Origin of the sequence: Streptosporangium sp. NPDC050855 (assembly GCF_044456585.1) — a bacterium.
GTDB lineage: Bacteria > Actinomycetota > Actinomycetes > Streptosporangiales > Streptosporangiaceae > Streptosporangium > Streptosporangium longisporum.
The window spans coordinates 156,636-180,129 of sequence record NZ_JBITFY010000002.1; the positions used below are offsets into that span (position 1 = coordinate 156,636).

The window sequence follows — 23,494 nt, forward strand, 5'->3', positions numbered from 1 at the left end:
TGATGCTTCGGAGACGAAGCGGGGACACCTCGGCTCCTGCTGGTCGCAAGCTCGACACACACGTCCAGCGGACCGGCAGGAAACCGGTCGACGACCTGATCAATGTCCTGGCCGCCGGCAGGATGCCCCGCGACCGGCCATGAGCGAGCGTCCGTCATGGCGGTCACAGTGGTCAGAGCCGGGTCCGCCTGCGGTGGACGATCACGTCGTCCCCGCCCCGGGTAGGCCATGATCAGCAACCGCTGACCGGCGCGTCTCTCGCCCTTCCACGGCGGTCAGGCGTGGTGGACGCGGATCCGGTAGTCGCCCCTGCCCCGGAAGGCGAGGTTGGGGAACACGGGATATCCCATCGAATCCCCCAGTTCGAGCCTGCCGGTCGGACTGCGGTGGCCGACCTCGACGACGTGACCCCACGCCCTGGTCTCCACGGGCGGGCAGCGGGTGTACGGCTCGGTGGTGGCGCAGATCGAGAAATCGGAGTGGACCTGGATCACCGGGTGCCCGGGCGACGCCGCCACCCTGTTCCCCCGCAAGAGGCCGTCGTCGCCGGTCACCGGCGCGGCGACACCGGCCACGACGACCACGGTCAGGTACCCGGCCGCGGCAGGGGCGGCGGAGCGGCCGAAACGACGGCGACGCACGGGTGCTTCCCCGGGGGAGAGGAATGATCAAGCCGGGGAGGGGTCCATCCTGGTGCGGCGGTCCGGCAGGGGACGCTCACCGGCGCAGGTACCGGTAGTGGTGGACGATCAGGGCCGTGGCGCACGCCACGGCGGCCAGCCCGAACCCGATGCCGGCGAGGACGTCGGTGCCGGTGGACGAGAACACCACGTTGAGGACCACGCTGACCGCCAGCAGCAGCCACAGCACGGGACGGACCATGCCGCCCCGGGTGCCGGCCGGGCGTGCCGGACGTCGCGTCCCGGGGGTCCTGAAGGTCTCGGAGGTCTCGGGGGTGTGCCGGAGATCGGTCATGATGCGCTCCTCGCTCGGGGAATCGGCAGGTCGGCTGCCGTACCTCGACGCTACGGACGACCGTCTCCGGCGACGATCCCGTCAGGGGGACGACCGGGGTACAGCAGGCTGTACTTCTCGGGCGGCGACCCCGTGACGGGGCGGCGGGTGCCCTATCGTCTGGCTGAGGAGGGCCGAGGAAGGCCGAGGAGAGCCGGCAAGGGCCGACGAGGGCCGAAGGAGGTGCGGATGCCGATCCCCGATCCCGCGGCCGGCCGCGGGCCGGTTCGCCGATGGGACGTGGTCGCCCGTGCCCGTCTCACCCTGGACGCGTTCGAGCACCTCGCCGGTGGGCTCGGCACCACGCTCCTGGCGCTGCTCGCGTTCCTCATGGTGGCCGCCACCGCGCTGGCCTGCCTGGTCGGCGTGGGCCTGCCGCTGATGCCCGCCGCGCTGCGCGGGCTGCGTTCCGTCGCGAACCGGGAACGCGCGCGGCTCTCCCGCTGGGGTCCGGAGCTCGTCGAACCGGGGCCGGTGCCGCCCGGCCTGCGTTCCGCCCTCACCGACCCGGCCACGCGCCGGGAGGTGGGCTGGGTGGCCGTGCACGGCACCCTCGGACTGGTCCTCACGCTGGTCGGCCTCACGCTGCCTCTCAGCGCGGTCACCAACCTGACCTTCCCGCTGTGGTGGCGGTTGCTGCCCCCGGAGGAGGCCGCCACCTCGGCCATGGGCCTGTGGGTCGTGCGGGACCTGCCCGGCGCCCTCGGGGTCGGGTTGCTGGGCCTGGGATGGGCCGTCGTCTCCATGATCCTCACCCCGGGGATCGCGCGGCTGCAGGCCTGGCCCGGCCGGCGCCTCCTGGGGCCCGAGCCGGGCGGTGACCTCCTGCTGCGGGTCGCGCAGCTGACCGCGACCCGGGCCGCCGCGCTCGACGCGCACGCCGCCGAGCTGCGGCGCATCGAGCGGTCGCTGCACGACGGGACGCAGAACCGCATCGTCGCCGTCAGCGTCCTGCTGGGCGCGGCCCGCCGTGCGCTGGCGCGCGACCCGGCGGGCGCCGGGGAGATCCTGGAGCGTGCGCAGGACGCCGCCGAACAGGCGCTCGCCGAGCTGCGCGGGGTGATCCGCGGCATCCTGCCGCCCGTGCTGACCGACCGGAGCCTCGCCGACGCCCTCACCGGCCTGGCCGCGGCCTGCCCGGTCCCGTGCAGGATCGACGCCGACATTCCCGTACGATGTGCCGCGTCCGTCGAGGCCACGGCCTACTTCGTGGCGGCCGAGGCGCTGACCAACATCGCCAGGCACAGCCGGGCCCGGCACGCCACCGTCAGCGTCCGCCGCGACGAGGACCGGCTCCACCTCCAGATCACCGACGACGGCGACGGCGGGGCGGACGAGCGCACCGGGTCGGGGCTCGTCGGCATCCGCCGCCGTACCGAAGCACACGATGGGACGTTCATGCTGACCAGCCCCGCCGGGGGACCCACCACCCTCACCGTGAGCCTGCCGTGCGGATCGTGATCGCCGAGGACGACCCGCTCCTGCGCGAGGGGCTCGCGCTGCTGCTGCGCGCCGAGGCGCTCGACGTCGTGGCCACCGCCGCCGACGCCGACGGCTTCCTGGAGGCCGTGGACGCCCACGAGCCGGACGTGGCCATCGTCGACGTGCGGATGCCGCCGACCCACACCGACGAGGGGATCGTCGCGGCGGTCGAGGCCAGGCGCCGCCGGCCGGACCTGGCCGTGCTCGTGCTGTCCGCGTACGTCGAGCAGGCGTTCGCCACCGAGTTGCTCGCCCAGGGCGGTTCCGGCCTGGGGTATCTCCTCAAGGAGAGGGTGGGGCGGGTCGAGGAGTTCCTGACCGCGCTGCACCGGGTGGCGGACGGGGGGACGGCCATCGATCCGGACGTGGTCGCGCAGCTGCTGACGCGCTCCCGTCCCGACACGCGGCTGGAACGTCTCAGCCCCCGCGAGCGTGACGTTCTGGCCCTGATGGCCGAGGGACTGGGCAACGCGGCGATCGCCGAACGGCTCTTCGTCACCGACGGCGCGGTGCACAAGCACATCCGCAGCATCTTCGCCAAGCTCGACCTGCCCCCCACCGACCGGGCGGACCGGCGCGTCACCGCCGTCCTGCACTACCTGCAGGACGCCCACCGGCGGGCCTGACCGGCCGCCCGGTGCCGTGTCGTCGCGGCGGCCCTCACCCGTCGCCAGGGCACCACGCCGGAGCGCGCGGGAGCGCCGGAAGGGGCGGGAGGGGCCGCGAGGACATGGCCGGACGGACGGGGATCCGGCGAGGTGGGACATGGAGACCGCTCCCGGAGGAGTTTCCAGGGCTTCGTTCTGACCCCTGCGAGCCTCGCGTCCGGATCGCCTCGTGATCGATCCCCCTGCCCGGAGGAGCGAGGTGCCGCAGGCTGTACCTCGGCCCCGGGTGCCGGGACGGCCCGGAACGTTTGCGGCCTTTCCCCCGCGGTAGGGGACATGGCCCGAACAACGTGATCATGACGAGCCCGGCTTCTCGGGGGCGAAGGGGGATTGACATGGAAGATCGTCAAAGGCGTGGGTGGCGAACGGGCGTCCTCGGTCTCGACGAGCCGAAGGACCGCAGAATGCCGCTGTGGCAGGTGAGCCTCCTCGGTCTCGTGGCGGGTCTCGTCGCGGGTCTCCTGGTGACGCTCCTCGTCGCGTGGCTCGACACCTTCGGCTCCGGGTCGCAGGGCTTCGTCTTCGACTGGCGGAGCGCCGTCGGCTACATGATCTTCACCGGTCCGATGACCGCCCTGATGTGGTTCCTCACCGTGCGCAGGCGCCGGGAGGCGGCGGACAGGAAGGCGCAGGGGACGGCGTCCGGCGCGGCGGAGCGCGTCCCGACCGGCGGGAGCCGATGAGCGTCCCGACCGGCTGAAGCCGGTGAGCATCACGACCGGCGGGAGCCGGTGAAGGTCCCGATCCCACAGGTGGGTCCCGGCCGCGCTCTCCGGGTGGTCCAACGGGGGATCCAAGTATGCGGCCGGGACGGCCCCTCACCGGACCTCGGGAGCGCCTGCCGAGCACGGCGGCCCTGAAATGCCCTTTTGGCGAGACTCGTCACGGAAGCCCGAGAGATCGCTTTTACAGAAATTCACCGAACAACACCATTGCGTAAGGAGAAAAACACCCTCCGGAAAGATCCCCGATCGAGGGGCGGGATCGAATTCCCGAACCCGATCGAGACCGGCCGGAAACTCATAAGCCCCAAAACCGCCGGACCCCTCTCCCCAATGCCGGCGCAGCGGTAATCATGGCCGGAATCTGCCACTCGACCTGGGCCGGAGGCCTTGCGCCCCTCCTGTCGTCAATGGTTAGCTCGCTCCCATGAAGCGCGCGCCACGATATATGGCGGACGAAATTCAGGGTGAATCAATCGCGATTCGGCCGCGACGGTTCCCCCTTCTGTCTTGATCGACGGCGACATCGCCACCGGACCGATTCGAACCATGTGACCAGGGCGCGAACGGACGACCGCCCGCCCCCCTCCCTCTCCCCCGGCATCACCGATCGACATCGAATTTCGATGTTGGAACGTTCCACGAACCGGAGCGGCACGAATTCCGTCTCGTTTCCCCGGAGACGGAGGATGTCCTCCCCGCTCGGTGCAATACCCGGATCACGCGTTCATCCGCGAGAGCCCTGACGTGATCGCCCGGGAGTTCGGTTCGCCACATCCGATCTCCCGTCCAGGCGCGACCATATGTGCGTTCCGTACGCCGGATCGTTTGGAGCCCCCCGTGACGAGTTCTCTTTCCGATGTCCACAGTCCCTTTCCCGAGCCCGCGACCGGCGAGGGTCCCCGATCACCCACGCCGGACCTCGCCGCCGCCTTCGACCCCGGACGTTTCCACGACGGCGCCGTGGACATCGTCGGCCGCCTGACGACGTACCTGAGCGACCGGTCGGTCCGGGGGCTCGACCTCCTCGACCCGGCCGTGCTGCTGAAGGCCGCGCAGGGGCTGATGACCCCTGAACGGCAGCGCATCGCCGACTTCGACGCCGACCGGGTGAACCGGATCGTCGACCTGTACACCGAGACCGGCATCCCGGTCTACTCGCCCGGCTACATGGGGCGGCAGTTCTCCGGCGTGGTGCCGCTGGCCGGCCTCATCGACCTGGTCGGCTCGGTGGTCAACCAGCCCTCCTCCTTCTACGAGGCCGGGCAGCTCCCCAGCGTCGCCGAGCGGCTCATGGCCGAGGAGCTCAACCGCTTCATCGGCTGGGACCGCGACCGGTTCGCCATGGTGACGACCTCGGGGGGCTCCCTGGCCAACCTGACCGCGCTGCTGGCCGCCCGCAACCGCGCCTTCCCGCAGATCTGGACGCGCGGGGCCGCGGACATGGCGGGACGTCCGGCCATCGCGGTCAGCGAGGAGGCCCACTACAGCGTCACCCGGGCGGCCGGGGTGCTCGGCATCGGGGAACGGCAGATCATCCGGCTCCCGGTCGATCGTGCCGGGCGGATCCGCCCCGATCTGGCCGGTCCGGCGCTGGCCGAGGCGCTGCGGCGCGGCCTGCGGCCGTTCTGCCTGGTGGCCTCGGCCGGGACCACGTCGATGGGCGCCTTCGACCCGCTGGAGGAGCTGGCGGCCGTGGCGCACCGGTACGGGCTCTGGCTGCACGTGGACGGGGCGCACGGGGCGAGCCTGCTGCTGTCGGACCGGCACCGGGACAGGCTCCGCGGCATCGAGCTGGCCGACTCGCTGACCTGGGACGCCCACAAGATGCTGTTCATGCCGGCGCCGTGCACGCTGCTCTTCTACCGCGACGGCTCGGCGGCGCGCGACGCGTTCCGGCAGCGCGCCAGCTACGTCTTCGACGAGGAACCGGACGTCTACAGCGCCTACGACAGCGCGGGCAAGAACCTCGAGTGCACGAAGCGCCCCATGATCATGCCGCTCTGGGCGGTCTGGTCGGTCTACGGCCCGGCGCTGTTCGCGCAGAAGATCGACCGGTTGTGCGCGACGGCCCGGCAGGCGTACCGGATGATCGCCGCGGAGCCGGACTTCGCCGTGGCGCACGAGCCGGAGTCCAACATCGTGTGCTTCCGGTACCTGCCGGACGACCTGGACCCGGTGACCGTGCACCGGTTGCAGCTGGAGATCCGCAACCGGGTCCGGGGTGACGGGCGCTTCTTCATCTCCAAGGTCGACATCGAGGGGGTGGCGGCGCTGCGCGTGGTGGTGATGAACCACCTCATCGACGCCGGCCACCTGGCCATGCTCATCGCCGAGATCAGGGACATCGGGCGACGGGTGCTGCGCGCGAGCGCCGGTGCCCGCCACGACCAGCCGAACGGGAGTCATTCATGACCATGACGGGTTTGGACATCGCCGCCTCGGCGGAGCTGGCGGAGCGGCTGATCCCCGAGGAGGAGCTGCGGCCCCGCTCGGTGGACGACGTCGTCCGGCTGCCGTCGTTCGCGGGGAGGCTGGAGGAGTGCGGGCGGCTCACCGGGATCCCGTACTGCGAGTCCCCGCTCGACCTGCAGAACGTGCTGGTGTTCCGGCGTCTGCGGCAGCTCGTCGGCATCGCCCTGCTCAACCCGCTGTGGCGGGAGCGGCTGCACCACTTCGGGATCCGCGACGTCCCCGCCGACATGTCCGAGTGGGAGCGGATCCCCCTGTCGGACAAGACCGTGCAGCGCGACATGTTCATGGGCGCGCGGGCCGGGATGGTCGTGCCGCTGGAGCGCGGCGGGTTCGAGGTGGTGGCCAGTGGCGGCACCGGTGACGGCATGCCCCTGGAGATCGTGTACTCCCTGCGGGAGCTGCGCGACACCTACCGCATCTCCGGGGCGTTCATGGGCGCCTACCAGCTCGGCCGCTACCTGCGCGGCCCCGCGCCGCGCTGGTTGTTCACCACGCTGGCCGACTACCAGATGTGGAGCAGCGGGACCATGGTCGGCGGCGTCCTGTCGCACGTCCCGGGGGTCAACTACATCGGCGCGGGGCCGGTGAGCGCGCCGGTGCTGGAGCACATGTTCTCCTACCCGGGCCACAAGGCGCTGATGGGCATCACCGCCGGCATCGCGCTCCTGCCCGAGCTGGGCGCGGGCCTGCCCCCGCACGCCAGGGCGAGCTTCCGGGTCGCCATGTACGGCAGCGGCTCCCTGCCGCAGCGCAAGCGCGACGAGCTGCAGGCGTTCTTCCCCAACGTGTCGATCCTCAGCTACTTCGCCGCGACCCAGGCCGAGTGCGTCGGGCTCCAGCTCGACCACACCTCGCCTGCGCTGTCGGCCGTGCCGGGGCTGCACCTGGTGGAGATCGTGGACGAGCACGGCCGGGCCGTCGCCGAGGGCGAGGAGGGCGAGCTGGTCGTGACCCGGCTGCACGCCGACGAGACGCCGCTGCTGCGGCTCAAGCTCGGCGACCGGATGATCCGCCGTCCCGCCCTGGACGGGCCCGGGGCGCGTACCGAGCGGTTCGAGTTCGCCGGGCGCAGCGCCGACGTGCTGCACCTCAACGACAGTCAGTACTCGGCGACGCTGGCGTACGCGGCCCTGCGCGGGCGGCTGCGCTCGGCGGCCGGCGTCGACCTGGACCTGATCGCGCACGAGGTCCAGTTCCACAACCACCGCGAGGACCGGATCCTCACCCTGCTGGCGGCGGTGGACGACGCCGAGGGCACGACCGCGGCCGTCGAGCACGCCCTCGGGCCGGGCGGGACGCGGCGGCTGTTCACCCAGGCGCTGCCGGGCTCCCTGTCGCTCTTCAACGACCGGGAGGCCAACGCCGCGGCCATCGAGCAGACCGGGTACGGGTTCCGACTGGAGTTCGTCCCGCGCTCCTCGTCGCAGATCGAGCGGACCGCCGTCGGCAAGACGCCGCTGGTCCGCGACCGGGGCTGAGCGCCCGGTGGCCCGTGCGCCCGAATGACATCCGACAAGGGAGGATCGATGAAACACAGGATCAGCATCGTCGTGATGGTCGACGCCGTCGGGGCGTTGTCCGACCGGACGTTGCACAACGGCAACCTCTCGCTGGTCGACGACGGCTCGGCGGGGAGCAAGAACCAGGGGACCCCCGACCTCGTCACGGTCGTGTCCCCGGGACAGGTCGTCCAGTGGACCCCCATCCATGTGGACGTGCAGACCCCGGTCGAGATCCAGGCCATCGAGTTCCTGTCCGGCGCGACCGTCCGGGCACCGGCCGACCGGGCCGTGGCGCCGCGCCCGGCGGGGTCCCCCACCGCGGCGGCGGCCGGTGCCGCGCACGGGACGGGCGCAGTGGCGTCCGGTGCCGTGTCCGGGGCGGGGGTCGACGCCACCGGTTCCAACGGGCGCGAGAACTACGACCTGCTGGTGTGGGAGGGGATCGTGCCCCACGACATGACGCCCGGCGTTCCCTACCGGTACCGGCTCTCCCTTCGGCTCCACGAAGGACCCAACAGCGTGCTGCACATCGACTCGCCCGCACTGCTGTGCGCGTGAGCCACGTTCCCCGAAAGGCGGTTCCATGGCACAGCAACACGGGATCATCGTGCTCTTCGACGTCGAGAACGCGCTCCGGACGCGATCGCTCGAGGGCAACACGTACTGGTTCGACAACATGAAGCTGTTCGGCTCGGAGGGGGTGGGCACCGAGCGGCTGGAGACGATCGTGCCCGGCACCCACTACCTCGACGGGTCGCAGGCGACCGAGCAGGTGCTGAACTGGCTGCCCGCGGCGCTGGGGTCGATCCCCCCGACGGTGCCGCGCAACTACCTGGCCGAGCAGGGACGCGCCGACGACCGGCGCACGCTGGAGGAGCTGGCCGGGCTCGACGCCGCGGGCGGGGTGAACGAGACCGACGTCAGGCGGCTGCAGGGACGGGTCGGCAAGCGGGCCCGCAAGCAGGCGAGCGGGCGCGGCCTGACCGACTCCAAGCTGCTGGACGTCACCGGCAGGACCACGACCAGCTCCGACGCGTACAACTACCCGGCTCCGGTGATCACCGACATCACCGGTCCGGCCGTCACCGAGAAGATCATGTACCCGGCCCAGTACGGGTCGCCCGACATGGTCTACGACGGCTGGTACTGGGCCGCGACCGTGGACACGAGCCGGCCCGGGGTCTACCGGTACACGATGCACGTCCAGCTGCACGAGCTGGTCGAGCGCAACGACGAGCTGGTCTGGGAGTCGGTGGACCTGACCTGCGAGTCCAGCCTGAAGATCATCAACGATCCGAAGCGCAACGGGTTCACCGGTGCCGGACTGGGCGTCCTCCCCCTGCCGCCCGTCCCGGTCACCGGCTGACCCGGTCCGGAGCATCTTCGAGCGAAGGAGCCGCATGCCCCCGAGGAACAGACAGCCCGAACGCCGGTCCACCCGGCCCGCCCGGCCCGTGACGATCACCGCGGTGGTCGACCCGGTGGCCGCGCTGGCGTCGGAGAACCTGGACGGCAACCTCTACCTCTACGACACCAACAGGCCCGCGGGGTCCACCGGTTTCGGCACCCCCGAGCTGCACAGCCGGGTCCGCAAGGGCGACACCCTGCTGTGGAACGTGATCCCGCTGGAGTGCGAGACCTACGTGTCCCTCGCCGACGTCGAGATCGACCCGCAGATCGCTGAACCCACACAAAAGGTGTATCCCGGCACCGACATCGTGTTCTGGACCGCCGAGGTCAAGCAGGACCTCACCGAGCCGGTCCCGTACCGGCTCTCGTTCCTGCTCGGCACCGTCACCACGCCGTTCACCCCCTCCGGCCGACCGGCCCTGTCCGGTCCCGCCGGCGACGGAAAGGAGGCCCAATGACCCAGGCGTACGCGGCCACGGACTTCACCGAGCGCGGCCAGCTCAACTCCGTCCAGCTGAACGTGGTCACCCTCGTCGACATGGAGCGGGCCGCCACGACGAAGTCCCTGGACGGCTGCCTCTACATGATGGACAACAGCGTCGGCGGGGTCGGGCAGGGCACCGACCACCTGGAGACCGTCTGCAAGCAGGGACAGGTGATCAACTGGATCATCCGCCCGATCGACATGCACCGCCGCCCGGACGGCACCTGGCCCCCGATGCCGAAGATCAACAACATCGTCTTCCTCGACATCGAGAAGGGCGACGAGGACGACGTCGCCGAACGCCGGATCATGACCGAGCTCAAGGTCTACGGCGCTCCCGACCGGATGCGCGACCGGTACACCGCCGTCTACTACTACTGGGCCGGGGCGGTGATGAGCGACGCGCGCGCGGGGCTCTACCGCTACCGGTTCGTCCTGGAGCTGGAGAAGGAGCACGGCACCGACAAGCTGTACCTGAACTCGGCCCGCTACCCCGCCCTGCGGGTCCTGCCCGTCTGAAGCCACGGCCCCCGGTCCCGGCCCCGGTTCCCCGTCCCGGGGACCGGGACCGGGATCGTCGCGTCGATCGCCGTCCGGATCACGATGGGGATGACCCCTCCCGGGCGCGGATCACGTCCGGTCTCCCCCGCGCGACCCCGTACCCGGTCCACGTCCGGCCTCCCCCGCCTCACCCCGGACGTGGACCACCTCCGGCGTCCCACGGTCCCCTCCCCCGCGCGTCAGTGGTCGGTGAGGGATCGCAGGATCGCCCGGACCTTGCCCGCGTCGTCGTGCTGCGGGCCGTACCTGCGTTCCAGGTCGGGCAGCAGCTCTCCCAGCACCCGCTTGGCCCGCACCCGGTTGCCCGCGTCGAGCTCCACCATGCCGATCTTGCGGCGCAGTTCGAGGAGCCGCTCCTCGCTCGCGCCGAACCGCCGCTCGTCGGCCAGGAGCCGCTGGAGCTGGGCCAGGGCGAGTTTCCTGTCACCGGTGGCCGCGTGACAGCCGGCCTCCATCAACCGGCAGCGCAGGGCGAGGTTGTTGTCCGGGCCCTCCACCGCGGCGACGTCGGCGGCCAGCCGGTGGAACTCCGGCGCCGCCCGGCGGTGGTCCCCGGCGAGGAAGAGCAGCTCGGCGAGCTCGATCCGCAGCTCGATCACGGTGGAGGCGGTCGCGCCGAACGAGCTCGCGGCCGGGCCGGCCACCTCCGCCAGCAGGTCCGCCGCCTGGCTGAAACGCCCCTGGACCTTGAGGACCTCGGCGTCCCTGCGGGCACGCTCCAGGTCGGCGCGCTCGATCTGGGCCAGCCCCCCGATGTTCCTGATCCGCGTCGGCCGCTGGTGGTGGGCCGACCGCCGGTGACGCTCCCCCGAGGAGGTGATGCGCCCGACGACGGTGGCGTACATCCGCAGCGGGTGGGGGGTGTCCAGGTTCACGTAGCCGGGCAGGGGCGGCAGGTCGTGGCAGAAGTCCAGCAGCCGCTCGCAGATGACGCCGGCGTCGGCGGGGCGCCGGTCCGGTGACTTGGCGAGCATCCACAGGACGAGCCGTTCCAGCCCTTCGGGAACGTCGGGCCGCCTGGTGCGCAGCGGGCGGGGCGGCACGTCGGTGTGGTTGCGCATCGCCGCCAGCGCGGTGGGCGCGGCGAACTGGTTCTTCCCGGTGAGCATCTCGTCCAGGATCACGCCGAGGGAGTACAGGTCGCTGCGCGGGTCCGCCCCGCCCATCATGGCCTGCTCCGGCGCCATGTAGGCGGGCGTGCCCAGCACCTCGCCCGTCCGGGTGAGGCTCGTCGCGTCGGCGGCGGCGAGCGCGGCGGCGATGCCGAAGTCCAGCACCTTGACCGTGCCGTCGGGGCAGAGCATCAGGTTGCTCGGTTTGAGGTCGCGGTGGACCAGCGAGTTCGCGTGGGCGACGGCCAGGACCGAGCAGACCTGGGCGGCGATCGCCACGGCCCACGCCACCGGCAGCTCGGTCTCGTCGATCAGCGTCGAGACCGGGCAGCCCTTGACGAGCTGCATGACCATGTAGAGGTCGTCACCGTGCGGCCCGCAGTCGTAGACGATCGGGACCCCGGGGTGTTCCAGCCGCGCGGTGATCCGCGTCTCGCGGATGAAGCGCCTGGCGAGTTCGTCGTCGGGCCGGCCGTCGGGAAACCTGTCGACTTTGATGAATTTGATAGCGATCTGCCGGTCGAGCCGTTTGTCGTAGCCGAACCAGACCTCCCCCATTCCACCGGTACGGCGGGACAGAGGGTCCAACTCGTAGCGTCCGCCTATGATCGTCCCTCTGCTCAAAACGATCCGCTCCTCCAGAATGCCCGGGTCCCCGGGAAAAATGTAGCGTCCCCCGAGCGTCGCCGTCTTGCCCGGACGTTTACGCAGGCCGGAGCGGTATGATTCACGCCTTTCCCCAGCGGTCGCGTGCGCCGAATGCGCCGCCGCCCGCGCGCCGGGCGGGCCCGCGTTCCCTTCCGGCCGTTAAATCGAATTGGGCCGCGACCGGCCCGGGAACGCGATTCCCGTACGGCCGCAGAGACGCTCCGATTCCCGCTCCGGTGGAAAACCGGGAACGGGACGCATCGTGCGCGGTCATGGCGCACGACCGGCGGGGCGCGACAGAATATGGTTTATGGAAGCCCGAATCGCGATCCTCCCCTCCGAGGAGGCGTGGGCGGCGCACGGCCGCCCCGACTCCCCCCGTCCTGCCGATCTGCGCTCCATGGTGGAGCGGGCCGTGTCCGCCGGTGGCGGTGTCGTCGGCCCGCCGGCCGAGGCCGACGGCCTGGTCTGGCTCGTCCCGGGTGAGCCCGAGGTGCTGCGGGCGACGCTGGAGGCCAATCCCCGGATCCGGTGGGTGCAGTTCCCCTGGGCCGGGGTGGAGAGGTTCATCCCGTCCGGCGTGTTCGGCCTCCCGGTGGTCTTCAGCTGCGCCAAGGGGTCGTTCGCCGGGCAGGTCGGCGAGCACGCGCTCATGCTGATCCTGGCCTGCCTGCGCAGCGTCTCCCGGCAGGCGCGGACGCCCCGCTGGGATCCGGTGGACCCCAGGTCGCTGCACGGCCGGAGCGTGACGATCCTGGGAGGCGGCGGCATAGCCGTCGAGCTGATCCGGCTGCTGGAGCCGTTCGGCTGCCGGATCAGGGTGATCCGGCGCCGCCCGGACGGCGTCGAGGGCGCCGGCGAGACGCTGCCGCCCGCCGCCCTGCACGCCGTGCTGCCCGAGACCGACGTGCTGGTGCTGGCCCTGGCCCTGACGCCGGAGACCACGCACGTCGTCGACGCGGCCGAGCTGGCGCTGCTGCCGGAGCACGCCGTCGTCGTCAACGTCGCCCGCGGCGGGCACATCCGGACCGACGCGCTCGTCGAGGCCCTCCGCGCGGGGTCGATCTCCGCGGCCGGCCTGGACGTGACGGACCCCGAGCCGCTCCCCGAGGGGCACCCGCTCTGGGACGACCCCAGGGTGCTCATCACCTCGCACTGCGCCGACTCCGCCGAGTACGTCGCCCGGATGTTCTGCGAACGGGTCGAGCGGAACGTGCGCAACCTGCGGGCCGGGCTCCCCCTGGAGGGGGTGATCGACCCCGCGACGGGGTACTGACCGGGGGCGCCGTCAGCCCGTCCCGGCGCCGATCACCCGGGCCGCGGCCAGGTAGGCGGCGAGCAGGCTCTCGGCGACCGCCGTCACGGTCTCGTCCCCGGGCAGGAAGTACGGGCTGTGCAGGCCGGACACCGTGTCGGTGCCCACGAACAGCATCAGCGACGGCACCACCGAGGCGAAGTGGGCGAAGTCGTCGGCGCCGCAGGAGCGCAGGGTGGCGGGCATGTGGTGGGCGGCCTCGACGAGCATGCAGCCGGTCTCCTCGGCGAGACGGGCGTCGTTGACGAGCACCGGCTCGCCGTGCATGACCCGTACCTCGGCCTGGCAGCCGTGCACCCGGGCGATCCCCTCGGCGATCTCGCGGAACCGGTGGTGCAGTTGGTGGCGCCAGGGCTCGGACATGGTGCGCAGGGTGCCGCGCGCGGTGGCCTCCCCCGGGATGGCGTTGGGCGCGGTGCCCGCCGAGACGGTCCCGAAGGTGACCACGGTCGGCGTCATCGGGTCGGCGTCCCGGCTGACCAGCTGCTGCGCGGCCACGATGATCTGGGCGAGCGCCAGGACCGGGTCGCGGGACAGGTGGGGGTAGGCCGCGTGCCCGCCCTGGCCCCTGACCACGACGGTGAACTCGTCGGCGGAGGCGTTGACCGCGCCGGGGGTGCAGGCCGTCTCCCCCGCGTCGAGCACCGGCTGGACGTGTGCCGCGATCATCGCGCCGACCCGGTTCCTGCGCAGCGCACCGGACTCGACGATGTCCCGGGCGCCCGAGGGGTGGGTCTCCTCGCGCGGCTGCAGCACCGCGACCATCGGCGCCGGTGCCCTGACCCGGTCGACCGCCCGGGTCAGGGCGGCCAGGGCGGCGAGGTGGACGTCGTGGCCGCAGGCGTGCATGGCCCCGTTGCGCGAGGCCCAGGGGACGTCGGTCTCCTCCAGGATCGGCAGGGCGTCCAGCTCTCCCCGTACGCCGACGGCCAGGCCCTCGCCGCCGACGCGCAGCAGCGCGCCGGTGGTCGCCACCCGTTCCATCGCGCCGCCCTCGGGCAGCGCGTCCAGCATCCGCTTGAGAGTCGGCTCCTCCTTGCCGGAGACGTACGGCTCGGCGTGCAGCTCCCGGCGCAGCTCGAAGGCGGCCGGCAGCTCGGCGTGCAGGGCGGCGCGGAGCCGCTCGTGAAGCTCGTTCATCCTTCCTCCCCGGATCTGTGGAGCCCGAGGCGGGGCGTGGGACGAGGCCCTGAGCAGGGCGTGGGACGGGGCGCGGAGGCGGGCAGAGAGCTGAACACATGGCTGGTCATACCCATGTGACCCTTCCGAACCACCGGCACCGGGCGATTCCGCCCTCCGTGTCCCGGTCCGCCGCCCGGCCGGGGTCGTCGGCGCCCCCGCCTTCCGGCCCCTGCGTCACGCACGCGCGCCACTCCCTCACCGCATACGCCAGGTGCACATGACACTATTTTTTCCTATAGCAAGATATAAAAAATCATCAGCCCATCCCAGCTCTGACGGGAATATAATTTGAATGTGCATAGCGACTGGGCGAAAATGATTGCGAATCCAGGCCCCACGAGGTGATGCCGTCATGACGACCGCGAGCTCCGATCACCGGGCGGACGCCCGGGGAGGAGAGGGACGCGTCACGGGACGGCCCGCCTTCCCGCCCCCGGGGTGTGACGTCGTCCCGGCCGCGGATGGTGGCGGGCCCAGAACGGTCCCGGCCCGACCCTGGCGCGTCCGGCCGGGGAGACGGACGCGCTGTCACTATAAAAAACCATAGGAAGGCACGAGCGCTTGCTTACGTCCGACAAGCGGCACTACGGGCAGTTCTGTGGGTTGGCCGCCGCACTAGACATCATCGGGGAGCGCTGGACGCTGCTGATCGTCAGGGAGTTGATCATAGCTCCGGCGCGATTTCACGAGATCCAGTCACGTCTTCCGGGGATCGGGCCGAACCTGCTCACCGACCGCCTCAAGGCGCTCGGCGCGCGGGGGATCCTGGAGGCCGAGCCCGTCCCGGGGGACGCGCGCGGGAAGCGGTACCGGCTCACCCCCGTCGGGGAGCAGCTCCGCGAGCCCCTGCTGTACTTCTCCCGGTGGGGGATGCGCTTCCTCACCGACGAGGACGCCAAGACGGGGATGACCAGCAGCGCCTGGGGGTTCTTCGCCCTGCAGGCCATGATCCAGGGACGGCCCGTGCCCGACGTGCGGGAGTCCTACGAGTTCCGGATCGACGACGACGTCTTCCACATCGTCGTGGCCGACGGCAAGGCGGCGGCCCGGCGGGGGCCCGCGGAGAAGCCGGTCATCGTGGTGCGGACGAGCGCCGAGACGTTCGTCCGGATCGGCGCCGAGCTGATCAGCCCGTTCGACGCCGTCGTCACCGGCGGCCTGTCGCTCGAGGGCGACCCGGCGGCGGTGCTGCGGTGCACGCAGCTGATGGGGTTGTCGGCCCGGCCGGAACGCGACTCCACCGGCGTCTCCTGACGAGAGCGGCCGCCCGCAGCGGTCACCCTCGTCCCCCACCGCGTGCGGCGGTACGGCACCGCGCGTGCGGGCGGGAGCGTCGGGGGAATCCTCGTCCGCACGTCCACGACCTCGACCACGACCACGACCTCGTCCACGGCGTCACTCACGACCTCGTTCGCGACCCGTTCACGGCGTCGCTCGCGTCGTCGCTCGCGTCGTCGCTCGCGTCGTCACTCGCGTCGTCGCGCGCGGAGCCGGGTGGCGGACCGCCCTCCCAGGACGAGCAGGTCGTCGTTGCCCATCGCGAGTTCCTGCAGCTGGGGCCGGCGGTCGCGCTCGCCCTTGAGGAATCCGGTGGCCTGCAGCATCTCGTCGACGCCGTCGTTGTCGAAGTCGCCGGACTTGACGTCCCGGGCCCAGCCGCTGCGGGCCAGGCCCAGGTCCTCGCTGTCGTCGCGGAAGGCGAGCTCGCCGGGCGGGCCGGTCGGCACGAAGGCGAAGTTGCTCTCCTGCAGCGCGAACTCGTCGGTGATGTTGCTGACCATCATCATCGGCAGGCCGGTCCCGTCCGGGTAGGTGAACGTGACCCCCGTCCCCTTGAACGAGTCGTGGCCGAGCACCTTGGACTTGGGCATGGTCAGGTTCCGGGTGCCGGGCACCGCCCGCAGCCTGACCGCGCCGGGGGTGGACTCGTTGGCGAGCAGGAAGTCGGGGCCGAAGTCGTTGGCCACGTAGATCTCGGGCAGCAGGTCGCCGGTGAGGTCCTGCAGGCCGAAGGCGAGGGTCCACGAGCGGGCGACGTCGTCGCCGAAGGCGTCGCTGGCGTCGGTGAACGCCGGGAGGGTGTCGCGGGTGCCGGAGGGGCGGCCGAGCAGGATCCGGTTGACGCCGGCGTTGCGCGCCATGCTCATCGAGTGCTGCATCTGCATGCGGCTGTCACCGGCGGCGGCCGGGTCGAGCACCTTGGCCCCGTCCGGGAAGTAGTTGCCGACCAGGACGTCGAGGTGTCCGTCGCCGTCGAGGTCGGCGACGTTGAGGGCGGTGCTGTTCCACACCTGCATGGGCCGGACGAGCTCGGTCGCGGTGAACCCCGCGGCGGACGGGGCGCCGGGTGCGGTGTTGAGGAACACCACCGGCGAGCGGCCCCAGTAGTAGACGAGGATGTCGGTGTCGCCGTCCTCGTCGAGGTCGGCGGGCACGCACCCCATCGGCGCCATCGTCGCGTCGTAGCGCACGGCGCCCGAGGGGCGCAGCTCGACCGGCGCGTAGGAGGTGCCGCCGGACCGGGGCGCGGGCCGGAGCGTCACCTTGTCGTCGCGGGGGTCCACCAGGCAGACGTCACCGGCGTGGCCGAGGCCGCGCGGGTCGGTCAGGGCGACGGCCGCGCCGACCGCCGAGATCCAGCCCCGGATCCTCTGCAGGCCCGGCGCGACGACGCGTTCGGTGCGGGCTCCGGCCGGGGCGGAGTTGAGCGCCACGCTCTGGAACGCGTAGCGCCCGGCGAGCCGTTCGGCCTCTCCGGCGGCGACGCCCGGCCGTACGGTGAGAAAACCCAGGGTGCCGCAGAGCAGGACCGCGACCACGGCGGGAGGCTCTTGCGCAGGACGGTGTGGACCATTCCGTTCTCCGATCGGGGCATCAGGCGGCGTGCCGGGCGGCCGTGATGCCGCGTAGCCGGGTCCGCCATTCCTGGTAGGCGGTGATGTCCGGCGAGTGTTCGAGGTCTGCGGCGGTGTCGTCCGCCCAGGAGGCGGCGGTCGCGGGGTCGGTGCCGAGCACCACGCGGCAGGCCAGGACGGTGTGGTCGGGGACGACACCGGAGCGGAACCGGGCGGTGGCGCCGAAGACGACGGCCTGGGCGTAGGCGGGCGCGTCCGGGTCGGCCGCGGTCACCAGGGCCTCCAGGCCGGTCTCGGTGGTGGCGCCCGCGTAGGCGGACGCCAGGCCGATCCCGCTCCACAGCTCGGCGCGGGCGGCGACCGGCTGGCGGGCGACGACCCCCGTCACCCCGGTGACGTCGGCGGACTCGGCGAACCAGAGCGCGCGGCCGCAACCGGCCAGGCGGGCGGCCCCTCGCGGGGTGGGTACGCGGCGGGCACGGCGCTCCAGCGCGCGCGTCCCCCCGAAGAACACCTCGCCGAAGCCGGCGCCGTCCAGGGCCAGCCATCGCAGCAGCGGCGTCCCGGGCAGCCGGAACGGCGCGGGGAGCCGCGCCGGGCTCAGCCCCCATCCCGCGCCGACGTGGATCAGGTGGACGTAGCCCTGTCCTGGACCGTCGAGCAGCCGGCGCAGCGCCGTGTCCCGCCCGCGCGCGGTCAGGTCGCGGTAGGCCGCGTACATGCCCGCGCCCTCGTAGGCGAAGCCCCGGTTCTCCTCGGGCACCGTGGCGAGCGCCGCGTGAACGTCCCCCCACCGGGAGAGGGCGAGGTTGAAGCCGTCGAGAAAACTTCTGGCCGCTCCTCCAGGACCGCCCGCGCCTCCGGGCGATCGGTCCGGAAACCACGTCGCTCGAAGTCCGCCATCCCGTACGGCAGGAGTGCGCGCATCTGCACAGCCCTTCTCGGAGAACCGATTATCGGAGAGCCGCGAGGACCGGAACCCCGGCCCGCGTCGCCCTCACCGGCCGCGCGCTCCCGTCCCCCACCCCGGGGCCGGGCGCGCACGCGCAGACAGGCGGGTCCCGGCGCCTCCCCGCACGCCGCCCGCCAAGGTCACGGACCCGGCGATCCCCGCTGCTCGACAGGAGTGTTTACCCGCTGTCACTAATGCGGTTGATGAGGGCGACGGTCCTGATCATCCGCCGCGCGCGTACGCCGAGGTGGTCGCACGATTGCGGGCGTCCCCATACTTTCGGATGTAATACGAGAAAGCACGCCTTACGGGCAGGATGGTGGTGACATCGCGTACGGGCTCACCCGTCGAGGTGCTCCCCCGCCCCCGTCCCCGCCCCCGTCCCCGCCCTCGTCGCCGTCCGGGAGGCCGCCGCCGCGCGCCCGGTCGAGGCGCCGTACGCGAGGGTGACGGCGACGACGGCGACCGGGAAGACGATCGCGACGAGGAGCCCGGTGCGCAGTCCCGAACCGCCGTCGTCCGGGAGCAGGGCCGCCAGGCCCCCCAGGAGACCGTCGGCGGAGGCGGTGGCGTCCGCGGCCGCTCCGGCGATCCAGGGGCCGACCGCGCCCCCGGCGTCACCGAAGACGGCCAGCACCCCGAACATGGCCGCGCCTCCGAGGGGGAAGCGGGCGGCGGCGAGGCTGAAGGTGCCCGGCCAGAGCAGGCTGACCGCCAGGCCGCAGACCGCGCAGCCGATCAGGCTCACCAGCGGGTCGGAGGCCAGGCAGGCGACGAGGTAGCAGACCGTCGCCAGCGCGCCGCAGGAGGCCATGGCGGGCACCAGCGGGATCCGCTCCCCCCACAGCCCGTAGACGATCCGGCCGACGCCCATCAGGGCGGCGAACAGGCACGGTCCGGCCAGGTCGCCCCAGACCTTGGAGACGCCCAGTCCCTGTTCGGCGAAGAGCGAGGACCACTGCGACATGGTCAGCTCGGCCGCCCCGGCGCAGAGCATCAGCACCATCGCGGCGGCGAAGGCGGGGGCGGAGAAGAGCGCGCGCAGCGAGGTGCGGTGCTCGTCGGGCACGGTGGCGGGCAGCGGGACCCTCAGAAAGGCCACCATGTTGACCAGCGGGACCAGCGCCCAGGCCAGGGGCAGCACCTGCCAGGCGTCCTGGCCGATCCAGGCCAGCAGCAGCGTGCTGCCCGCCACCACCGCGACCTGCCCCCAGCAGTAGAAGGAGTGCAGCAGGCTCATCGCCGCGGCCTTGCCCTCCTGCGGGCTGGGCAGGGCGTCCACCACGGGGCTGACCAGGACCTCCAGCAGGCCGCCACCGACGGCGTAGACGACGATCGCCACGCACAGCCCGGCGTAGGGGGAGGGCGCGAGCGCCGGGGCCAGCGCCAGCAGCACCAGCCCCGCCACCGAGAGCACGTGGGCCAGCACCAGCGGGACCCGGTAGCCGGTCCGGTCCACGAACCTCACGGCCACGACGTCGGTGACGAGCTGGGTGGCGAAGTTGAGCAGCACCAGCCGGCCCAGCATCTCCAGGGGGAGCTGGTAGCGGGTCTGGAACACGATGAACAGCAGGGGGGCCAGATTGTTGACGATCGCCTGCGTGACGTACCCGGTGTAGCAGGCACGGCGAGTCCGGTCGTACGAGGTCATGAGGGATACGCGTCTTTCGGTGGGAGGCGGCCTCCCGCACACTACGGGCGGGGCCGCGGGCGTCTCCCACCGGCTCCGGGTTCGGGGGCCGCTCCCCGGGCCCTCCCGGCCTTTCGGCGCCCCGGGGCCGGTCGTACGCGACTCGTACGCGGCCTATGCGGACGCCGCCGTCACCTGAGCTGCAGGACGGGCGCGATGGCCGGGCGGGAGGGGGCGGGCGCGATGGCCGGGAGAGGAGGGAGGGGGTCGGTGGGCGCGGGGAGGCCCATCACGAACCAGACGATCTTCCCCCCGGACGGGAGATGGGTCACGCCCCAGTCGTCGGTGAGGGACTCGACGATCTGCAGGCCCCGGCCGCCGGTGGCGTCCATGTCGCGGTCGCACACCCGGGGGGTCCCCTCCCCGTGGTCGAAGAGCTCGCCCTGGACGAGGTCCTCGTTGCCGCGGATCCGCAGCGCGCACGCGGCCCCGCCGTGCTCGACGGCATTGGTGACCAGCTCGCTGACGACCAGCAGGCAGTCGTCGAGAAGCTCGTCCGCGCCCCACAGGCAAAGCTCCCGGCGGACCATGGAGCGGGCGTCGCGCACGCTCAGGGGTGTGGCGGGCAGCAGGCACTCGGCCGTGTACTCGGGGGCGGCTTCGAGGGACGCCGCGGATGAGTCGTGGTGGAGAGACACTGCGCCTCCTTCAGATGGGAGCGCTCCCACACCAAATGTAGAACATCCGCCTACCAGTTGGGAATTGATCCTCCCTAATTGTTTCCTCCATATATCGCAAAAATGACGAAAAATCACTCCACCACGCCGTCGCCTCCAGGGTCACCGGCACCCTCGCGACCAGGCCCGTTCCCCAGGTGGAACGGGCCTTTCCACGGCCTCCGCAGGATGCGCCTCCCCCCGGGCGCGGGGGTGTTCTCGTCCGCGTCGCCCCGGGTCACCCCCGGGTCGCCTCGGGCCCGCTCTCAGCGGAGCTGGGGCAGGACCTTCGCGCCGAAGGCGTCGATGTAGGCGCTCTGCTCCTGGCCCACGTGGTGCAGGTAGATCTCCTCGAACCCCAGGTCGATGTACTCCTTGATCCGGGCGGCGTGCCAGCCCAGGTCGGAGGAGACGTTGACGGACTCGGCGACCTGGGCGGGCGAGACGTTCTCGGAGACCACGTCGAAGAGCTCGGCGGTCTCCAGGTCCCAGGGCACCGGCGGGGAGAAGACGTTGCTCCGCCACTGGTCGTGGGCGATGGCCAGGGCCTCGTCGTCGCTCTCGGCCCAGCTCACGTGGACCTGCAGGGCCACCTTGCCCCTGCCACCGGCGTCCCGGTAGGCGTCGACGACCTCGCGCAGCCGCTCGACGGGCGCGTTCACCGTGATCAGGCCGTCGGCCCACTCGGCGCACCAGCGGGCCGTCTCCGGGCTCACCGCCGCACCGACCAGGTTCGGGGTGACCTCGGGGCGGGTCCACAGGCGGGCCCGGTCCACGGTCACCAGGCCCTGGTGGCTGACCTCCTCCCCCTCCAGCATCGCGCGGATGACGTCCACGCACTCGCGCAGCCGCTGCATGCGCAGTTCCTTGCGCGGCCAGTGATCACCGGTGATGTGCTCGTTGCTCGCCTCGCCGGAGCCCAGCGCGGCCCAGAAGCGGCCGGGGTACATGGCCCCGAGGGTGCCGATCGCCTGGGCGATGATCGCGGGGTGGTAGCGCTGTCCGGGGGCGTTGACCACCCCGAACGGCAGGTTCGTGGCCTGGAGCGCCGCTCCCAGCCAGGACCAGGCGAATCCCGACTGCCCCTGGCGCTTGCTCCACGGGGAGAAGTGGTCCGACGACATCGCCGCGTCGAAACCCGCCTGCTCGGCTCGCGTGACCGCCTTCAGCAGCTCCGCCGGGTGGATCTGCTCGTGTGAGGAGTGGAAACCAAAAGTCGTCATTGTCTCCGGCTACCCGTACCGGCGGGGTCCATTCGGGAACGCCCCGTCGGACACGTCACACCGGTGACCTGCCGGTCCGCGAGGCCCGCACCGTCCCGCAAGGGCCGGTGCGGGCCTCACGCCCGGTCTCCGGAAAACCCGGTCCCGGAACCCCGCCCCCGAAGGCTCGGCCCCGGAAGCCCGGTCCCGGAAGCCGATCTCAGAAGCGGGAGGTGTAGCTGACCATGGACGCCCGGTCGACGCGGGTCGTGGCGCTGTAGCAGGCGACGTTGCGGACGTAGGCCGAGCCTCCGGAGGTGGTCCACACGGTCTGCAGGTTGCAGTACTCGGGCCCGGGTCCGTACGCGGTGACCTGGACGTGGTCCTGCAGGGCGCCGACGATCGGGAAGGTCACCAGGCGCAGGCCGAGACCCGCGCTCTGAATGGTGTTCACGGCCCCTCCGGAGTTGTAGTTCACCGCCGGGGGCACCGGCGCGTACGGGCCGGGGTTGGCCGGGACGTTGTCGAAGGTGTAGCCGAACCTGCCCGGCGGGAGCGCGCCGCCGGTGATGGCCCGCTCACGCTGGTAGGTGAGGGTCCACCCGGTGTTCAGCGGCGCGTTCGTGGCGTTGTGGCAGCGTACCTGGACCGCCTGCCCGTTGACGGACGGCGCCCAGGCGCCCACCTTGCACCGGGCGGGCTGGGCGGGGTTGACCGCGGTGACCTGGAGGTTGCCCGCGAAGCCGGACGAGCCCAGGCCGGGGAGCTGGACGGTCCAGACGCCCGCGCCGCCGGCGACGGTGTTGAGGCCCGCGGCCGAGTTGAACTGGCTGGTGATGCCGGCGCCGTTGTAGTGCACGTAGCCGAACGCCTGCGGCGCGGGCAGCGTGCCGCTGCTCGTCTCGAAGACGATGCTGAACGGGGTGAAGACCGGGGCGCCCCCGTAGCGGAAGCACTGCACCGCCACCACCATGTCGGGGCCCGAGGGGGCCCACTTCTGCGCCTGGCACCAGTGGGCGTTGTCCGACACCGCCGTGACGTGCACCACCCCGCCGGGGGACGCGATCTGCGGGAACCTCACGTACGTCTGCCCGACGCCTCCGGGGGTGACGCTGACGTTGAACCCGGCCGGCCAGTTGCCGGCCTGGTGGGCCGGGTCGGGGACGCCGGAGGTGATGTTCACCAGGGCGAACCCCCACCGGTCGGGGACGGCCGCCTGCGCGCCGGTGGCCATGGCGGTGAGTCCCGTCATGAGCATCGCGAGTACGCAGAGGATCGTGAAGGTCACTTTTCGTAACCGGGGCATGCCGTTCTCCATCCGTGGGGGGCTGGACGCGGTCGGCGTCGGCGGGTGGGCTGCCGGGAGGCAGCGGACGTTCTGAGCTCTTGATAACCCGGCGGTTCCCCCTTGAGAAGGCCCAACCTCGCGCCGCGGGGACGGCGCGTATCCGCTGATCAGGTCAGCGTTCCGACCAGATGGGAGCGCTCACACGGGAGATCGTGCGAGCATCTCGCCGAGTACCGTATGAACGACGCACAGCCGGATTCCCCTGGATCCACGAGA

Annotated in this window: 20 protein-coding genes and 1 pseudogene; 11 read left to right on the forward strand and 10 right to left on the reverse strand. The window is 71.9% G+C overall.

What is annotated here, in order from left to right:
- Positions 1-275 precede the first annotated feature (275 nt).
- Both ACIBCT_RS05850 and ACIBCT_RS05855 read right to left on the reverse strand, forming a co-directional pair.
- Positions 276-641, reverse strand: coding sequence for a hypothetical protein (locus tag ACIBCT_RS05850; protein WP_399186247.1), 366 nt, complete (start codon positions 639-641; stop codon positions 276-278).
- 76 nt (positions 642-717) lie between these two features.
- Positions 718-975, reverse strand: a complete 258-nt coding sequence (locus ACIBCT_RS05855; RefSeq protein ID WP_399186248.1) for a hypothetical protein — start codon at positions 973-975, stop codon at positions 718-720.
- 228 nt (positions 976-1,203) lie between these two features.
- On the opposite strand from ACIBCT_RS05855, the gene ACIBCT_RS05860 reads away from it, so the two are divergent.
- The 9 genes from ACIBCT_RS05860 to ACIBCT_RS05900 all read left to right on the forward strand — a co-directional run bounded on the left by ACIBCT_RS05860 (position 1,204) and on the right by ACIBCT_RS05900 (position 10,276).
- The gene (locus ACIBCT_RS05860; protein ID WP_399186249.1) at positions 1,204-2,475 is read left to right on the forward strand and encodes a sensor histidine kinase; all 1,272 of its coding nucleotides are present in this window, start codon (positions 1,204-1,206) and stop codon (positions 2,473-2,475) included.
- Positions 2,463-3,122: a response regulator gene (locus ACIBCT_RS05865; protein ID WP_399186250.1), complete on the forward strand. Its 660-nt coding sequence runs from the start codon at positions 2,463-2,465 to the stop codon at positions 3,120-3,122. Before ACIBCT_RS05860 ends, ACIBCT_RS05865 begins: the two co-directional genes overlap by 13 nt.
- Before the next feature lie 446 nt (positions 3,123-3,568).
- On the forward strand, positions 3,569-3,847 hold the full coding sequence (locus ACIBCT_RS05870; protein WP_399186251.1) for a hypothetical protein: 279 nt from the start codon (positions 3,569-3,571) through the stop codon (positions 3,845-3,847).
- An 879-nt stretch (positions 3,848-4,726) separates the two neighbouring features.
- Positions 4,727-6,301: a pyridoxal phosphate-dependent decarboxylase family protein gene (locus ACIBCT_RS05875; RefSeq protein ID WP_399186252.1), complete on the forward strand. Its 1,575-nt coding sequence runs from the start codon at positions 4,727-4,729 to the stop codon at positions 6,299-6,301.
- Positions 6,298-7,839 carry a hypothetical protein gene (locus tag ACIBCT_RS05880; RefSeq protein WP_399186253.1) on the forward strand — a complete coding sequence of 514 codons (1,542 nt, stop codon included), beginning with the start codon at positions 6,298-6,300 and terminating at the stop codon, positions 7,837-7,839. Before ACIBCT_RS05875 ends, ACIBCT_RS05880 begins: the two co-directional genes overlap by 4 nt.
- Before the next feature lie 48 nt (positions 7,840-7,887).
- Positions 7,888-8,421 carry a hypothetical protein gene (locus ACIBCT_RS05885; RefSeq protein ID WP_399186254.1) on the forward strand — a complete coding sequence of 178 codons (534 nt, stop codon included), beginning with the start codon at positions 7,888-7,890 and terminating at the stop codon, positions 8,419-8,421.
- Between the two features lie 25 nt (positions 8,422-8,446).
- On the forward strand, positions 8,447-9,229 hold the full coding sequence (locus ACIBCT_RS05890) for a hypothetical protein (protein WP_399186255.1): 783 nt from the start codon (positions 8,447-8,449) through the stop codon (positions 9,227-9,229).
- A gap of 34 nt (positions 9,230-9,263) precedes the next feature.
- Positions 9,264-9,731 (forward strand): hypothetical protein, encoded by a 468-nt coding sequence (locus ACIBCT_RS05895; protein WP_399186256.1) that lies wholly within the window; start codon positions 9,264-9,266, stop codon positions 9,729-9,731.
- Positions 9,728-10,276 carry a hypothetical protein gene (locus ACIBCT_RS05900; protein WP_399186257.1) on the forward strand — a complete coding sequence of 183 codons (549 nt, stop codon included), beginning with the start codon at positions 9,728-9,730 and terminating at the stop codon, positions 10,274-10,276. The genes ACIBCT_RS05895 and ACIBCT_RS05900 overlap by 4 nt, the downstream gene beginning before the upstream one ends.
- Before the next feature lie 221 nt (positions 10,277-10,497).
- On the opposite strand, the gene ACIBCT_RS05905 is transcribed toward ACIBCT_RS05900, so the two are convergent.
- A complete protein-coding gene (locus ACIBCT_RS05905) occupies positions 10,498-12,018 on the reverse strand; it encodes a protein kinase (protein WP_399186258.1) in 1,521 nt (506 codons plus the stop codon).
- Positions 12,019-12,388: 370 nt separating this feature from the next.
- On the opposite strand from ACIBCT_RS05905, the gene ACIBCT_RS05910 reads away from it, so the two are divergent.
- Positions 12,389-13,354: a D-isomer specific 2-hydroxyacid dehydrogenase family protein gene (locus ACIBCT_RS05910; RefSeq protein WP_399186259.1), complete on the forward strand. Its 966-nt coding sequence runs from the start codon at positions 12,389-12,391 to the stop codon at positions 13,352-13,354.
- A gap of 12 nt (positions 13,355-13,366) precedes the next feature.
- On the opposite strand, the gene ACIBCT_RS05915 is transcribed toward ACIBCT_RS05910, so the two are convergent.
- Entirely contained in the window at positions 13,367-14,533 is a 1,167-nt protein-coding gene (locus ACIBCT_RS05915; protein WP_399186260.1) for a M20 family metallopeptidase, read from the reverse strand.
- A gap of 645 nt (positions 14,534-15,178) precedes the next feature.
- On the opposite strand from ACIBCT_RS05915, the gene ACIBCT_RS05920 reads away from it, so the two are divergent.
- Positions 15,179-15,829: a winged helix-turn-helix transcriptional regulator gene (locus ACIBCT_RS05920; protein ID WP_399186261.1), complete on the forward strand. Its 651-nt coding sequence runs from the start codon at positions 15,179-15,181 to the stop codon at positions 15,827-15,829.
- A gap of 212 nt (positions 15,830-16,041) precedes the next feature.
- Here the strand turns inward: ACIBCT_RS05920 and ACIBCT_RS05925 are convergent, their stop codons facing one another.
- The 6 genes and pseudogenes from ACIBCT_RS05925 to ACIBCT_RS05950 all read right to left on the reverse strand — a co-directional run bounded on the left by ACIBCT_RS05925 (position 16,042) and on the right by ACIBCT_RS05950 (position 23,236).
- Positions 16,042-17,394 (reverse strand): FG-GAP repeat domain-containing protein, encoded by a 1,353-nt coding sequence (locus ACIBCT_RS05925; protein WP_399186262.1) that lies wholly within the window; start codon positions 17,392-17,394, stop codon positions 16,042-16,044.
- Between the two features lie 55 nt (positions 17,395-17,449).
- Positions 17,450-18,253, reverse strand: a pseudogene (locus tag ACIBCT_RS05930) (DUF1702 family protein); the annotation flags it as partial.
- Between the two features lie 469 nt (positions 18,254-18,722).
- Complete coding sequence (locus ACIBCT_RS05935) at positions 18,723-20,033, reverse strand: MFS transporter (protein ID WP_399186263.1); 1,311 nt, start codon at positions 20,031-20,033, stop codon at positions 18,723-18,725.
- A gap of 170 nt (positions 20,034-20,203) precedes the next feature.
- Entirely contained in the window at positions 20,204-20,710 is a 507-nt protein-coding gene (locus tag ACIBCT_RS05940; protein WP_399186264.1) for an ATP-binding protein, read from the reverse strand.
- 284 nt (positions 20,711-20,994) lie between these two features.
- On the reverse strand, positions 20,995-21,951 hold the full coding sequence (locus tag ACIBCT_RS05945; RefSeq protein WP_399186265.1) for a TIGR03885 family FMN-dependent LLM class oxidoreductase: 957 nt from the start codon (positions 21,949-21,951) through the stop codon (positions 20,995-20,997).
- A gap of 199 nt (positions 21,952-22,150) precedes the next feature.
- Complete coding sequence (locus ACIBCT_RS05950; protein WP_399186266.1) at positions 22,151-23,236, reverse strand: hypothetical protein; 1,086 nt, start codon at positions 23,234-23,236, stop codon at positions 22,151-22,153.
- Positions 23,237-23,494: the final 258 nt, after the last annotated feature.

What these genes read in the sequence shown, in the direction of transcription:
- ACIBCT_RS05855 (WP_399186248.1), bottom strand. Translation starts at nt 975, where the DNA reads ATGACCGATCTCCGGCACACCCCCGAGACCTCCGAGACCTTCAGGACC.
- ACIBCT_RS05860 (WP_399186249.1), top strand. Translation starts at nt 1,204, where the DNA reads ATGCCGATCCCCGATCCCGCGGCCGGCCGCGGGCCGGTTCGCCGATGG.
- ACIBCT_RS05870 (WP_399186251.1), top strand. Translation starts at nt 3,569, where the DNA reads ATGCCGCTGTGGCAGGTGAGCCTCCTCGGTCTCGTGGCGGGTCTCGTC.
- ACIBCT_RS05880 (WP_399186253.1), top strand. Translation starts at nt 6,298, where the DNA reads ATGACCATGACGGGTTTGGACATCGCCGCCTCGGCGGAGCTGGCGGAG.
- ACIBCT_RS05885 (WP_399186254.1), top strand. Translation starts at nt 7,888, where the DNA reads ATGAAACACAGGATCAGCATCGTCGTGATGGTCGACGCCGTCGGGGCG.
- ACIBCT_RS05890 (WP_399186255.1), top strand. Translation starts at nt 8,447, where the DNA reads ATGGCACAGCAACACGGGATCATCGTGCTCTTCGACGTCGAGAACGCG.
- ACIBCT_RS05895 (WP_399186256.1), top strand. Translation starts at nt 9,264, where the DNA reads ATGCCCCCGAGGAACAGACAGCCCGAACGCCGGTCCACCCGGCCCGCC.
- ACIBCT_RS05900 (WP_399186257.1), top strand. Translation starts at nt 9,728, where the DNA reads ATGACCCAGGCGTACGCGGCCACGGACTTCACCGAGCGCGGCCAGCTC.
- ACIBCT_RS05910 (WP_399186259.1), top strand. Translation starts at nt 12,389, where the DNA reads ATGGAAGCCCGAATCGCGATCCTCCCCTCCGAGGAGGCGTGGGCGGCG.
- ACIBCT_RS05915 (WP_399186260.1), bottom strand. Translation starts at nt 14,533, where the DNA reads ATGAACGAGCTTCACGAGCGGCTCCGCGCCGCCCTGCACGCCGAGCTG.
- ACIBCT_RS05935 (WP_399186263.1), bottom strand. Translation starts at nt 20,033, where the DNA reads ATGACCTCGTACGACCGGACTCGCCGTGCCTGCTACACCGGGTACGTC.
- ACIBCT_RS05945 (WP_399186265.1), bottom strand. Translation starts at nt 21,951, where the DNA reads ATGACGACTTTTGGTTTCCACTCCTCACACGAGCAGATCCACCCGGCG.
- ACIBCT_RS05950 (WP_399186266.1), bottom strand. Translation starts at nt 23,236, where the DNA reads ATGCCCCGGTTACGAAAAGTGACCTTCACGATCCTCTGCGTACTCGCG.